Genomic DNA, 13,677 nt, shown 5'->3' with positions numbered 1-13,677 from the left:
TAATGTGGGTCGAGAAATTTATAAAGTCATTTAATGTGGGTCAGAAAATATTTATAGAGTCAATTAATGTGGTCCCACTTTGAGCGATAAAAGCGGGTTGGGGTGATTATGAAAGCGAGCCGCTACACTTATATCTCTCAATTTTATAATTAAATAACCAGTTGAGAAAATCAATACAAACCAGCGCTCTCATTGCAAAGTTTTTTTTTTTGCAGTTATCAGCTCAGTTTTAAATCTTTTAAAGCCCTCGTAGAGCCATCTTGACACCTTCTGGGTTATTAGCAATTGCCGTCAAATAGGATATTGCAGTTGCATCCATCTTGTTTTTTTCTTGTTCCCATTTTTCAACAGTACGGACTTTTAAGCCATATGTTTCTGAGAACTGACTTCGACTCATATTTAGTGTTTTTCTAATAGCAATGACATCAATACCGCTTTCAACTAAAAATTTATGCTTCACGCCATCAGCTTTGCCTTGTGCAATTTCAACAGCCTCTCTGGCTGATTGTTGTAATAGTTCATTAAAATTATTCATTTTTTTTCTCCTTTATGCGATTTGACCAAGTCATAAACCATCGCCTTTAAAATGTTTTTGGTTTCTTGCGAAATGTTGTCACGTTGATTTTTCGAATAGGCCAACAACATATATATAGGCATGCTTTCGTTGTAATAGTAATATAGAGTTCTCATTCCACCGCTTTTGCCCGTATTTTTAGCACGTTGCCATCGTATTTTTCTACAACCACCAGTGCCTTCAATAAGATCGCCAGAAAGTGGGTTTTTAGCAATGTGTTCTAGCATGTCTTCTATAGAGTCTTCATCAGCAATGCTTTTTGAAGTTTTTTCAAATGTATTGGTTTCTATGATTGACTGCCATTTAGCCATTATAAATAACTCCGTCATTACTATGGCTTAATTATAACCTTTTACAATTAAAATACAACCCTGTTGGGGTATACCTATTAAAGTAGCGTTATACCAACAAGAAAAAATATAAAAAAGTATTTTTACTATTTAATGCAATGGTTTATACTTTTTAGTAAATTAATCAAATAAGTATAAACATCATGGCTAAAAAGGAATTATGGACTCCAAATGAAGTTATAAATTTATTCAGAATTCAAAAAACCAAAACTGCATTATATAAAGATGAATCACATGGTTTAATTCCAGAAGCAAGTAGGATAGAAAGGGGTAAAACATATATTCGATCATGGATATTAAATGACTTACCTATTATTGGCGAAAAATATGGTTTTATAAAAAAACCTAAATCTCAAAAAATAATATCAATCTATACCCCTAAAGGTGGTGTCCTAAAAACAACATTTTCGTTTAATTTGGCTAGAATACTCGCATTGCATAATATTAAAGTATTAGTAATTGGTTTAGATGTTCAATGTTCTGTGACAAACAACCTTATAGTTGATCTTGAAGAAGAGATTAGTAGCTTAGATGAAATACCTCAATATTTTGGACTATATGATGCGACAAAGACAGATAAAAGTATTGGTATAGACAAATTAGTACTTCAATCAGATTTAAATAACCTCCACTTTATACCTGAGTCAACCTCATTAAATTTGTTAGAACAAATAATAAGAGATAAAACCAAAAGGGAATATTTTTTAACTAGACTTTTAAATCCAATCAAAAATAACTATGACGTAATCATTTTTGATAATTCTCCAAATTGGAACTTCTTAATTCAAAACTCCCTTGCTATGGCAACTGATGTTATTTCTCCAATATCCTGTGATATAGAGACATACAGATCACTTACGCAAAATATTGAAATGATAAATAATTTCAAATCTAATATGGACTTGGTTTGGAACAGCTTTACTTTAATACCAACAAAATTAGAACGCACTAAACTAAGCACTCAAATAGAAGCGCAATATAGAGGTCTTTTCCCAGACCTAATCACAAGCACATCTATTAGGGCAGCGTCAATTGGGCAAGAAAGTAGTTTAGAAAAAGTTTCCGTTATTGAATATGATTCAAAATCACCTTTAGCTGATGATTATTATTCTCTTATGAGCGATTTATCGAAAATTATAGGTTTTTAAAAATGGCTATAGATGATAAAAAGCTAAAATCTTTTTTTGCAAAAAGCAAGCTTGGTGATATTTCGGCTTTAAAAAATCCAACACTGAGTCGAGTCAAGCCAAATGAAACAAAACTAATTAACAGTAAGCAAATGGTTAGAGCGAAGAGTTAGCTAATGGTAAGCAAATGGTTAGCGAAGAGTTAGCTAATGGTAAGCAAATGGTTAGCGAAGAGTTAGCTAATGGTAAGCAAATGGTTAGCGAAGAGTTAGCTAATGGTAAGCAAATGGTTAGCGAAGAGTTAGCTAATGGTAAGCAAAATGCTGGTATTTCAAAACCAATAAAACACACTATATCCGAGCTATCTGGAATACAATTTGATGTGATTATGTTTCTTTACAAACACATAATTGATGATAAGTTAAGAATAACAGATAAAGTCACTTTATCCCTTATAGGTTCTATTGTTAATAAAGATACTAATATTTTGAAAAACGCCATATCAAGACTTAAAAATGAGAAAAACTGTATTTCAATTTTTAAGCATAAATCAGGTCGAGGAGGTTGGTCACAATATCAAATTGAAAAGACTATGTATGATTCTATATATAGTACTAGTAATATTATAAATAAATCTAACAACCCAACCACTGAACCAAAACCAACTAACCCCAAAAAAGATGAACTAATTGAATTTATTAAACATCAAAATGAAAAAATAGCCGACCTGCAAAAATTGTTTTTGCAACCGCAGTCAAAAACCCATTCGGAAACAAAATTAGTTACTGTGACCGAGAACGAGAACGCAGAAACGACATCCCAAGTACCTGATCTTGAAAACTGGAGTGATCTTGATTATTCCTCTTTAGTCGAATTTGGTTTTACACAACGTCATGTTTCCCAAATCAAAAACTTCAATAAAAATTTCGATACTGATAACCAATTGACTGTTGACTGTGTTCAAGAGTCAATTGAACATTATGCTTGGGCGCTACGTAACCGCTTAGATGAGATGAAAAGCTATGCGCCCGATAACAACCGTCTGCGTGGATTATTAGGGGTGTTGAAAAAAGGTGGCAACTGGACAGAAGCTAATTATAAGTCACCTGACGATTTAGCGTTTGAGGCATCACTAAAAGCGAAAAAAGAAAGACTAGAAAAAATCAAAGCACAAAAAGAAGAAGTATTTAACGTTGAATTTGACCTTTGGCGTGAAGAACTTACTGAATCTGAACGTGCCGAGGTCGAAGAAAAGGGCGAGTTGCAAAGCAAGATGCCACCTCGTGCATTCAAAAACAAAGGTGACAACAAGCTTTATGTAGCCGCGCTTAAAACGTACTTTAAAAACAACGTCTACAAAGGATAATAGTATGATAAATCAAGCCATAAATCAAATTAAACATGATCAAGATAATCTTATATTTGAGTGGATTAATTCTGAAAAAATTTTACCTCAATTTGAATACGAAGATGAATCAGAATATAGTGGTGCTTGTCTAGTAAAAGTTGCAAGTGGGTTTATATTTCCTGCGGTATATTGTTATGACTCATGCGGTGGATATCGTTTTTGGTGGGAAACATTTGATGTTTTTAATAGTAGCCTAGAAGAAAGAGAAATAGAAGATAAGGTAACGCATTGGCAGTATCTTGATGAGTCTAAAAGGATATCTACTAACGGGTGGATTGATATAAATTTTGCAATACCAAATCAGTCACAAACAATATTTATAGCGATGAAGGATTATTGGTATTCGGATATTCGCTGTGATGTTTTCGATTGGAAGAAAAATTGTAGTAATGAGGATTTACCAATCGAGACAAAATATTGGATGCCGACTCCCATGGTTTGTAAAAAATAAATTATTGGATGTTTAATATGAATGAAATAAAACAAAATAATGACAGCTCACTTTTGGCAGAAAGATCAGTGATTGGCTCTTTAATCTTAGACAACGATGTTTATGACCGCATTAGTGATATTTTAACACCCCAGGATTTTTTTCACCCTGCCAATAAGTTAATTTACAAGCACATTCAAAAACTGGCAAATGATGGCAAAGCTTATGATATTGTAACGCTTGAAGAATTATTAGCCCAAGAAAGTTTAAGTGATCAGGTTGGTGGAATAGGGTATTTAGCGGAAATTGCCAAAGAGACACCGACTACAGTCAATGTCAAAGCTTATGCCGAGATTGTTAGAAACAAGGCGATTAAACGCAAACTTTCCAAGGCATTGATTGAAGCCAACGAAATGCTACAAGGTCAAGGCTTAAGTGAAGAAGATGTATTGGATAAGGTTGAACAAGCGGTTTTAACTGTACGCCAGGATATAGACAGTGGCGATAATGATTTTATTGCTGCAAGAGAGGTTATTCCACAAATTATTGATTATTTGGATGAGCTATCGGAAAAAGATGGCTTAGCCGCCTTGCCAACGGGTTTTATTGACCTGGATGATAAGCTGTGTGGTCTGCGTGAAGAACAGTTGATTATTGTTGCTGGACGACCAGCAATGGGTAAAACAACCTTTGCCATGAACATAGCAGAAGCCGTATTAACACAAACAGATAAATCAGTGTTAGTGTTCTCAATGGAAATGTCAGCTAAAGATATTATGATGCGTATGGCTTCATCATTAGGCTTTTTATCATTTTCGAAAATCAGATCAGCGCAACTCGAAGATAATGACTGGGCAAAGCTCACTTTAGCATTTACCAAAGTGGAGAATATGAAACTATCGATTGTTGATAAAGCCGCTTTAACACCAACAGAAGTTAAGCACAAGGCTCGTAAATTCAAACGTGAAAATCCTGACTTGGGGTTGATTGTTATTGATTACTTACAGTTAATGCAAAGTCCTGCGTATCAGAATAACCGTAACTTGGAAATATCAAATATATCAGGACAACTTAAAGCACTCGCCAAAGAGCTAAAAGTGCCTGTCATTGCGTTATCTCAATTGAATCGTGGTTTAGAAGATCGTAGCAATAAAAAACCGATGATGCGTGATTTAAGGGATTCTGGTAGTATTGAGCAAGATGCGGATGTAATTATGTTTGTCCATCGTGAAGAAGTGTATAAACCTGATGACCCTGATTTAAAAGGATTAGCGGATATTGTGATAGGAAAGCAGAGAAATGGTGAGATAGGAGAAGTTGGATTGATATTTAGAGGAGAGTTTTGTAAGTTTGTCAATAGAGAGTTTAGAGTCTATGAAGAAAGAATTGAAACTTAAAACTGTAAGTATGATATGTATTAGTTGTAGCGGCTCGCTTTCATAATCTGTATAAGTTTAGACTTGACCTGACAGTTGCCTATTTTTCAAACGTGGTGTTTAAAATCAAATGGAAATCAAAGAACTGACTTCAGTCACGTTCGAGCATCAATTTGTACACTTAATAATCCGTGCAGCACTAAACTATTTTGCAAAAGAAATTCCCGATTGCCAACGAAACAGGTCTTGATCTGGATATGATACTCAAACTCAAAAAAAGAAGTAAACCACAAAGCAATAGGTTACATTCAGAGATCATAACTCAAATTTCGGATTCCAATAAGAGACACAAAATGAGTCTTTAAAAATGTTCATTTGCTGTCATATGTAAAATAGCAGAAATGGGAATATCAATTGCTTTTATTATTATCGATAATGGTGCACCCATTTGTAACATGGTCATCGCTTCTTCTAGTTTGTGTTGATCTATCCACTGATGTTGATTATTTATTGTAACCATAATACAGCTCCTTTGCTTTTTTTGTCAAAAACGACACTTTGAAAAATAATATTATTTAATCGTATTTATAAAAAATCATCTCATATGACTTTTCAACTGAGGTATTCTCTTTTAATAAATCGTCAATCTTAATTTCTAAATAATTTGTTATTGCTAATAACGTCAATATGCTAGGATTACATTTGCCATTGATAATCTTACTGACTGTTCCCGTTGATATAGCCAGTTCTTTACTTAACTCAACACTATTAACGTTATTTTGATACATGTAGATTTTAAGGTTTGTGCGAATAAGGTTTAATATCTCGGGATAAGCATTTATTTCAGTAACGTTTAAATGATTGATTTCCTTATTCATGATCGCTTAATTTCCTTTATTCATCAATAAGTACATTTTAATTTAATAGAATAATTTATACAACAAAAATTGTTGAAATAAAATAACATGATTGATATTATAAATTTGAGTCATTATTAAGATACGACTCATTTCTTAATCGCAACCTTATTTCCCCAACAAAAAAGTATTGACTTAATTAGCTGGTCGAGTAAGCCAGAATGGCTTACCCTCCAGCTTCTCATAGAACCGAAGGTGCGGTTGTAACTAAGAATAAAAAGTAAAGATAAAGAGAAGTTGAAGATTATTCTATAAATCAGGTTTTTTTTCGTTATCCTCATTAGTTTGGTCAAGCTGTGTTGGTTTGTTGCTTTCAATTGTGCTAACAAAAAAAGAAAAATATCCATTTGGCATACCAATACCATGATTAAAGCTAGATTTATCTATAACTTTTGTGTTTCCAGCTATTTTATTAACAGCATTATAAGCTACCGTACAACAGTTATTACCAAACAAGGTATATCCATTATCTGCTTGATCTTCAAAATATTTTACAATTTCAAATTTAGTATTTATATAATCGGATTTATTATCAATTTTCTTGACTAATGTACAAACAGTTGAATCATAAAGTGCATCATCTCGTACCACAGCTTCTCTTTTTGAAGAAAAACTTTTTCCTTCATCATTATCTTGATAAAAACCTTTAGTCTCAAAACCCTTTAAAAGTAGTTTTTCTCGATCACTTGTTTCTTTATAACCAGCAGAAATAATAGAGCAATGTCTATATACACTGCCATCAATTCTATCGTCTTTAACTTTAATGTAGTTATTATCTATGTTTGAACTACCAGAAACCGGATTTATCATTTGTCTTAGTCCACGATAAAGTCCTTGTTTCCATTTTTCATAGGCTTCAGAGGCATAATAAATCGCTATCGCACTTGAACCAATTGCTGAAGTTGAGCTTATTATTTTCAAAGGGGTTGAATGAGTCGAAAAAGAAACAAGAGATGACACTAAAGAGCCCGAGATAGCTGCTGCTACCTTAGATTGGTCAATTCTCTCGACTAATTCTGGAGATAAGTCTCTCGTGCAAAAAAATACACCATATTCTGTATTTTCTGATGAAAATCCTAGTTCCAATGATGCAATACACGTTAATGTAATAAGCACAGCTTTTTTATTCATAGTCTATACTCACAGATTTAATTATTTTTCTTTTGTTTTCTACAGTCATACTTAATTCCATATTTTTGTATTTCTTATATCCAACAGTAATTTTTTCTGATTTTTTGAAAAATAAGAGGTCTGAATCACTATTAGTTATTATTTTGTTATACAAATCAGAAATCTCTATATAAGGAATTTGATTTATATCTATGAATTCTTTGGCATAATCAGTGATCATCACATTATCAGTAAGATTTACAATTTTAACAGATGTGCTATCAATATTAGATGAGGCAAATGAGTACAAACTAATTCCGAGTATTGGTAGAAGTAGTATTTTTTTAATTTTATTCATGATTTAACCTTCATAACAGCCACTTGTTTAATGTTCCTATTTTATTTATTAATTTAATTTTTAGCAAAAATAATTTTGTAATAAATTGTTGTTTTTTAAAATAAAAAACAATATTATAATAATCTTCTCAATCTCAATCTCAAGCGTCACTGGACCGTCTTGTTATTTTGTTTCGATATGCACAAACACCTTGTCGATCTCAGCTATTTTACCGTTAACTTTCTCGTAATTGGCATAGGTCAAATATACAGGCTTATTTCAAGATTGTGCTTTCTTTAGTTTTTGCAGGGTTCCTTGTCTTGGATGCTCATTTTTTCTTCTGTTTTGTTTGATTAACTTGTTGTTGCGGCTTTGTTTAATTTTGTCTAGTTTTTGACACATGATTTTTTAAGAATGTCTAAGTCGCTATCATTTTCAATTCGATTTGTTTTTATCACTACTTTCACTTGATTCCTTTTGGTTTAATCCGTCACAACTTCTTTATTTTGAAAGCATCTACTGCATCACAGGCTTTTTTACATAGCATTGTATAATTAGGTTTTGCTTTTTCGTGGTCGGGTAAAGATTTAAGCTTGGCTTTTAATGCTCTAGCACCAACTTCGGTTTCTAAAAACTTTTGAATGTTCATCGTAACTCCTTAAATGAGTCCTTTGAGTATTGATAGTCATCAATACCAGCCTTTAGCTTATCCAATCCATACTTAAACACTTTTACCATACCATACTTCCTTATTGCACTTTGCAGTTGAGTCTTATTCTCATACAAGAGCCCTGCCGCAATTTTTTCAAATGCAACACGCTCACCATTGAAATACCAACGATTGTTGTGTGTATTATTGATATAGTATTTCAGACTAATTCCAAGCAAGCGCTGGTTGCCCATTTTTCTTCTTGGGTTCGTTAAATATCACTCAAAAACCTCTTTAATTTATTATATTCTTTAGTAATTAATACACCACAGTTACTGTATGTACTATATGTGATTAAGGGATTCTGGCTGTGCTTAATAAGCAACATCCTCGACTTCCTAAAGAAAGGAGATTCCCGCTAATAAAGTTCATAGATACGAGAGCTTTATAATTTTTAGAATAGGAATTTAGGTAAGTAGTTTTTATTTTATTAAATATTTGTTCTTTGGTAATATTAGCCAATTATGATACTTGATGTTATTGTGGAGTGAAGCATTATGGTTTCTTATGCAAGAAAATATATATTGCTGTTTGTTGTTTTTATCATAACACCAATAAGTATTGGATTTGCGGAAAAATTTGCCAGCCAGGAATATAAAAATGAAGTATTTAAAACATTTAATTTAAAATCAAATCACAATTTAATCGTTTTAGATATCCAAGGATATCAACAGTCTACCGATTATACATGTGCACCAGCTGCGGTTATGAGTATCTTAAAATATTATGATATATTAAATGATCAAGACTTAAATATAACCACTGAAAATAAAATAGCACGTGAAATGGGAACATCACCAGAAAAAGGAACAACTCCACAGCAAATAGTGGATTGGTTTAATAATAATGGTTTTGAGGCACATTATGGCGTAAATGGCACTATTGAAATGCTTCAGGATAATTTAAAAAAAGGTATACCAACATTAGTTGAATGGATAGACTGGGGTGGACATTGGGTTGTTGTTGCTGGCTATCAAAGTCTTGGTAACCATTATAGTGATAATAAAGACACTATATTTTTTGCTGACCCAGAAGCGCATGATAATAATCTTGAGACAATTTATGGGTTAACGTCATTTAACCCAGATAGATTTTTTGCGATGTGGTTTGATGCTCAGTATTTTAATCCCGGCAATCTTGTTAGAGGCATATATATAGTCGCAGTACCTAAAAAGGTTTAAACATGTATGGATAAAAAAATTACTTTGAGTGAACATTACGTATCTAATGTTATAGGTGTTATTTTGCCAAGTGTAGAGCTAATAAAATGCAGTTCTGATGACCAAGCTATCTTAAGTGCTGCTATGATTATAGAAAGTGAAATATTGAACTTATCTAAGATTATATATGAAAACACTGTATATTAATAGTTGGGCACTATATAAAGCACATACAGAAAATTTTATTGGTGATCTTAATTATTATCATGAATTCTGTACAGGGTATAAATCTCTAGATATTTTTGCTGGATACGGACGATTGACTAACCCCTTAAGCAAAATGAATATTGATATCGATGCCCTTGAAATAGAACCTAATTTCATGAAATTTATTACTTTAAGTGAGTCTAAAAAGCATTTATGCAACATTTTGGACTTTAATCCTAATACGACCTATGAACGTATTATTGCAGGATTTAATTCTTTTTGCCTATTACAAAAAGACCATGATATTGAATTGTTTTTTAAAAAATTATCAGATATTTTAAATTATGGAGGAAAAATTTCATTGAGTTATTATCCGATTTTAAACTGGGATGATCCTTCGGAGGATGAATTTAATTATGAAAACCGTGTTGTCAAGTATTCCTCAAGTTACACTATAAAAGGTAATAAAGCTGTGTGGTCTGATTTATATCAAATAGAAGGTAAAAAATATCAATTTGATTACCCTGTCAGAATATATAGATCAGAACAAGACTTGTATAAATTCTATAAGAATTTAGATTTAAAGTTAGTTGATATTGTTAAAGATTATAATATGAAGAATATTTCTATCCCTGGATGGATTGATTATGTTTTTGAGAAAAAATAAATTTATTTTTTTCTGGAGTATATGGATAGTTTTTTCAACTCCGACTTTTATTTATCCAAAAGAAAATGATGTTAATGTATTGGTTTGGTATGGATATTTTGATGATCCGCCTGGTGTAGTCAAAATAATTGAGAATAAGTGTAATGTCAAATTTTCGCATGACATTTATTATACAAACAGTGAAATTCTAAATAGAATGAGCAAAACTGATAAAGATGAATATGACATTCTGATTTTTTCAGAAACAATATACAAACCCATGGAACGATATATATCAAAAAATGGGATAAATTTGATGAATGAAGTAGAGTTGTATCACCCTGCAATAAAGAAGCACTATTTGAGTCAACATTTTCCAAAGAATGTTGGGTATTTTGTTCATTCATTGACTGGCTTTTTATATGATCCAAATGTTTTAAATATAGCAAAAGGAGAATCATTCAAGGAAATATTTACTAAAGCAAATGATAAAATTATTGTAATGCTAGATGATCCAGTTGAAATATGGAATTTGATTAATACCAGTGAATTTGGATATGGTTTAATTAACGAATCAAAGAATGTAGTTCCAGGTTCATTAAACTTTAACAATTTTGAAAAATTAATGCAACATACGGATGTTTATATTGCAAATAACAATAACCAATTGTATGACAGCAAAAGATTTGCTGGCGCATTTATATGGACTGGTTCATTTGATGCTTATGCAAGTTACCATCCTAAGAAAAAATTTGAATTATATATTGATCCTAAAGTGTCTTATATTAGTTCTGATTTAATAGTAGCAATGAATAATAAACCAGAAACAAAATGTGTTATCAACGAAATAATGTCTTCTGAAGTAATGAGGTATGTTCTAGCGGATACGCAATATTTCACACCCTTTGGACGTACATATGAAATTAAGCCAGGGATGTATAGTAAAATTTATGGTGATATAACAAAACGACTGTATGAGTTAAAATGGTTACCAAGCGTTTCTGATGCAGAGTATACTGAGCTGGAAAATAATTGGTCTGATATACAAGTTAAAATATCAAAACTTAGATCGCAAAATGACATCAATTAAATCAATATATGATGTAGTTAAAAAAATTGATCGAAGCCTATTATTTTCAGTTCTTATTCCTGTTTTGATATCATTGTTTGTTTTACTTATTTTTTTCCATAGACAACAAAAAATACTGATGGCTAGCAATGGCAGTTTAATATCATCGAATATAAAAACCTTAAAATCTAATATATCAGAAAAGCTAAGTATAATTGCAACTTCAACTGATTTTAAAACTTATTTACGCTCAGGAGATATTACAAGGAAGAAAATATATGCTGCTTTTAACCTGCAGATGAACTCATTGAATACTCCTGAAATAAGTGGCATACAGATTTATGATAATAGCAATCAGCCTATTTACTCAAGTGGAGGGGAAAGCGAATATTTTGCTGATGTTCCGATTTGCTATCTAGATGACGAATTAAATAGCGAACATGGTAATTGCACATATACATTTAAAATATACTTTAACAGTTTGGCTATAACCAAGGGTTTGAATAAAATAAATCCAATGATTACTACAGGGGTGGATTATGAACAAGATTTTTTTAGTGATAAAAAAATTGGCAAATTTTCAATAACTAGACATAATCAAATGCCACTTCGATTAGATGTTCGTAATCAAGTAGATAATCATTATCTAGTAACATTATTTTTATTTTTAATTATGGGTTGTTTTATCTACTTAATTATAACCATAAGAATTAAAAGAATATTTAATTTTGCAATTTCTGATCCAATTCGAGAAATAGTAAATACAATAAAATCAAGTGATAAAATTGATGTGTTACATAACTTAGACTATATAGAGGAATTTAGGTACCTCATAACAGAAATTAGAAAGAGGGATGATAAGATTAAATCGACGAAGGAAAATGAAAAACTAGCTGAAATGGGTAAAATTGCTACTCAAGTTGCTCATGATATTAGATCTCCCTTAATGGCGTTGAATACCGTGATTGAAAGCTATGAATTCGAAAAAAAGTATAAAACTATCATTATGAATGTTACTCATCAGATACATGATATCGCAAATAATCTCTTGAGTGAATATAGAAAGGATCAGGAAAGAATGATTGAATCTGTATATGAATGTGTTTCATTTGTGATAGATACTATTAAAATTAGGTTTAAAGATGACAAAATAAAGCTGGAAGTTGATTTTATCAATAATTCTTATGGAATTATGATTGATATTAATAAAAGTGATTTCATTAGAGCAATTATGAACATTGTAAATAATGCTTGTGAATCAATATCTAAGGCAGATGGTGTTGTAAAGTTATCAGTTGAACTTTTAGATGAAAATATACAGATAGCAATTACTGACAATGGTATAGGAATGACTAGAGAGCAGATTGAGTGTATTTATAATAAGGATATAAAATCAACTAAATCAGGCGGTAGTGGTTTAGGTGTAGAATATGCAATAAATAAAGCAAATGAGTGGGGTGGTAAGTTCTTTATAAATTCAGATGGGATCAATCATGGGACTAAAGCAAGTTTTATTATTCCTGTAAGCAAATATCAAACAATATTTGTAAGTAGTATCTCAATATCAAATCATAATGTTATTTTAGATGATGATATCTTAATTCATGATATCTGGTTAGATAAAGTAGATGGGTTGAAACCAAATCAAATTATAGTCCATAGATGCTTCTGTGGAGATGATTTAAAAAACTTATTATCTTCATTTAGTAAAGAAACACTTAATAATACTCATTTTTTTATTGATTTTGATCTCGGCAATGAAAACGGGCTTTCAATCGTTGAGGATTTTTCTATTGCAAAAAATACAACTTTAGTGACTTCAAAGTACAATAATGAATCAATAATTATTAAGTGTGAGCAACTTGGTGTTAATATTCTGCCTAAACCTATACTATCAATCGCTAACATTGAATTTGATTATAAAGCTGTAGATAAAGAAATTATCCTTATAGATGATAATATCAATTTATGTGAGTCTTGGCGTTTGCTTGGACACAAAAAGGGCATATGTGTCCATGTTTTTAATTCATTTAGAGAATTTGAGGTTGTTTGCAGAAAATACAATACATTGATTCACGTATACATAGATTCAGACTTAGGGATAAATACTATTTCTGGTGAGTACTGCGCTAAAAAATTATTTGACGAATATGGATTTCAAAAAATTACTTTGGTTACGGGCAAACCTAAATTAATGTTCAAAGACATGTATTGGATTAAAGATATTAAATCTAAAATAATACCATTTACCTAGCCT

18 protein-coding genes are annotated in these 13,677 nt (G+C 31.4%); 10 read left to right on the top strand and 8 right to left on the bottom strand.

All coding sequences use genetic code 11. The features are described 5' to 3' along the window. Positions 1–238 precede the first annotated feature (238 nt). Both M1V25_RS07245 and M1V25_RS07240 read right to left on the bottom strand, forming a co-directional pair. The gene (locus M1V25_RS07245; protein WP_498842864.1) at positions 239–535 is read right to left on the bottom strand and encodes a helix-turn-helix domain-containing protein; all 297 of its coding nucleotides are present in this window, start codon (positions 533–535) and stop codon (positions 239–241) included. After that, positions 532–885: a type II toxin-antitoxin system RelE/ParE family toxin gene (locus M1V25_RS07240; protein WP_498842863.1), complete on the bottom strand. Its 354-nt coding sequence runs from the start codon at positions 883–885 to the stop codon at positions 532–534. The genes M1V25_RS07245 and M1V25_RS07240 overlap by 4 nt, the downstream gene beginning before the upstream one ends. Before the next feature lie 182 nt (positions 886–1,067). Between M1V25_RS07240 and M1V25_RS07235 the strand changes: the two genes are divergently transcribed. From M1V25_RS07235 to dnaB, 5 genes are read left to right on the top strand one after another with little or no spacing between them, the layout of a single operon-like run. Continuing rightward, positions 1,068–2,072 carry a ParA family protein gene (locus M1V25_RS07235; RefSeq protein WP_498842862.1) on the top strand — a complete coding sequence of 335 codons (1,005 nt, stop codon included), beginning with the start codon at positions 1,068–1,070 and terminating at the stop codon, positions 2,070–2,072. Between the two features lie 2 nt (positions 2,073–2,074). Continuing rightward, positions 2,075–2,224: a hypothetical protein gene (locus tag M1V25_RS07230; RefSeq protein WP_498842861.1), complete on the top strand. Its 150-nt coding sequence runs from the start codon at positions 2,075–2,077 to the stop codon at positions 2,222–2,224. A gap of 14 nt (positions 2,225–2,238) precedes the next feature. Next, entirely contained in the window at positions 2,239–3,417 is a 1,179-nt protein-coding gene (locus M1V25_RS07225) for a hypothetical protein (RefSeq protein ID WP_498842860.1), read from the top strand. Between the two features lie 4 nt (positions 3,418–3,421). Beyond that, positions 3,422–3,910: a hypothetical protein gene (locus M1V25_RS07220; RefSeq protein ID WP_498842859.1), complete on the top strand. Its 489-nt coding sequence runs from the start codon at positions 3,422–3,424 to the stop codon at positions 3,908–3,910. Positions 3,911–3,927: 17 nt separating this feature from the next. Further along, positions 3,928–5,286, top strand: coding sequence for a replicative DNA helicase (gene dnaB / locus M1V25_RS07215; protein ID WP_498842858.1), 1,359 nt, complete (start codon positions 3,928–3,930; stop codon positions 5,284–5,286). A gap of 340 nt (positions 5,287–5,626) precedes the next feature. Here dnaB and M1V25_RS07210 read toward each other — a convergent pair whose 3' ends face one another. The 6 genes from M1V25_RS07210 to M1V25_RS07185 all read right to left on the bottom strand — a co-directional run bounded on the left by M1V25_RS07210 (position 5,627) and on the right by M1V25_RS07185 (position 8,532). After that, positions 5,627–5,785, bottom strand: a complete 159-nt coding sequence (locus M1V25_RS07210; RefSeq protein WP_498842857.1) for a hypothetical protein — start codon at positions 5,783–5,785, stop codon at positions 5,627–5,629. A 55-nt stretch (positions 5,786–5,840) separates the two neighbouring features. Further along, positions 5,841–6,143 (bottom strand): helix-turn-helix transcriptional regulator, encoded by a 303-nt coding sequence (locus M1V25_RS07205; RefSeq protein WP_498842856.1) that lies wholly within the window; start codon positions 6,141–6,143, stop codon positions 5,841–5,843. A 288-nt stretch (positions 6,144–6,431) separates the two neighbouring features. Then, positions 6,432–7,313, bottom strand: coding sequence for a hypothetical protein (locus M1V25_RS07200; RefSeq protein ID WP_498842855.1), 882 nt, complete (start codon positions 7,311–7,313; stop codon positions 6,432–6,434). Further along, positions 7,306–7,650, bottom strand: a complete 345-nt coding sequence (locus tag M1V25_RS07195) for a hypothetical protein (RefSeq protein WP_498842854.1) — start codon at positions 7,648–7,650, stop codon at positions 7,306–7,308. The genes M1V25_RS07200 and M1V25_RS07195 overlap by 8 nt, the downstream gene beginning before the upstream one ends. A 469-nt stretch (positions 7,651–8,119) precedes the next feature. Continuing rightward, positions 8,120–8,278, bottom strand: a complete 159-nt coding sequence (locus tag M1V25_RS07190) for a hypothetical protein (RefSeq protein ID WP_498842853.1) — start codon at positions 8,276–8,278, stop codon at positions 8,120–8,122. Beyond that, positions 8,275–8,532, bottom strand: a complete 258-nt coding sequence (locus M1V25_RS07185; RefSeq protein WP_498842852.1) for a hypothetical protein — start codon at positions 8,530–8,532, stop codon at positions 8,275–8,277. The genes M1V25_RS07190 and M1V25_RS07185 overlap by 4 nt, the downstream gene beginning before the upstream one ends. 303 nt (positions 8,533–8,835) lie before the next feature. Between M1V25_RS07185 and M1V25_RS07180 the strand changes: the two genes are divergently transcribed. The 5 genes from M1V25_RS07180 to M1V25_RS07160 are packed head-to-tail and all read left to right on the top strand — an operon-like array spanning position 8,836 to position 13,674. Beyond that, a complete protein-coding gene (locus tag M1V25_RS07180; RefSeq protein ID WP_498842851.1) occupies positions 8,836–9,519 on the top strand; it encodes a C39 family peptidase in 684 nt (227 codons plus the stop codon). A 6-nt stretch (positions 9,520–9,525) separates the two neighbouring features. Beyond that, the gene (locus M1V25_RS07175) at positions 9,526–9,705 is read left to right on the top strand and encodes a hypothetical protein (RefSeq protein ID WP_498842850.1); all 180 of its coding nucleotides are present in this window, start codon (positions 9,526–9,528) and stop codon (positions 9,703–9,705) included. Further along, positions 9,686–10,372 (top strand): hypothetical protein, encoded by a 687-nt coding sequence (locus M1V25_RS07170; RefSeq protein ID WP_498842849.1) that lies wholly within the window; start codon positions 9,686–9,688, stop codon positions 10,370–10,372. The genes M1V25_RS07175 and M1V25_RS07170 overlap by 20 nt, the downstream gene beginning before the upstream one ends. Next, positions 10,353–11,441, top strand: coding sequence for a hypothetical protein (locus M1V25_RS07165; RefSeq protein ID WP_498842848.1), 1,089 nt, complete (start codon positions 10,353–10,355; stop codon positions 11,439–11,441). The genes M1V25_RS07170 and M1V25_RS07165 overlap by 20 nt, the downstream gene beginning before the upstream one ends. Further along, positions 11,428–13,674, top strand: a complete 2,247-nt coding sequence (locus M1V25_RS07160; protein ID WP_498842847.1) for a sensor histidine kinase — start codon at positions 11,428–11,430, stop codon at positions 13,672–13,674. The genes M1V25_RS07165 and M1V25_RS07160 overlap by 14 nt, the downstream gene beginning before the upstream one ends. Positions 13,675–13,677 lie beyond the last annotated feature (3 nt).

The organism is Candidatus Nebulibacter yamunensis (assembly GCF_024208055.1).
Taxonomy (GTDB): Bacteria; Pseudomonadota; Gammaproteobacteria; order Francisellales; family Francisellaceae; genus Caedibacter; species Caedibacter lacustris.
This window is presented reverse-complemented; position numbering and strand designations above follow the sequence as displayed.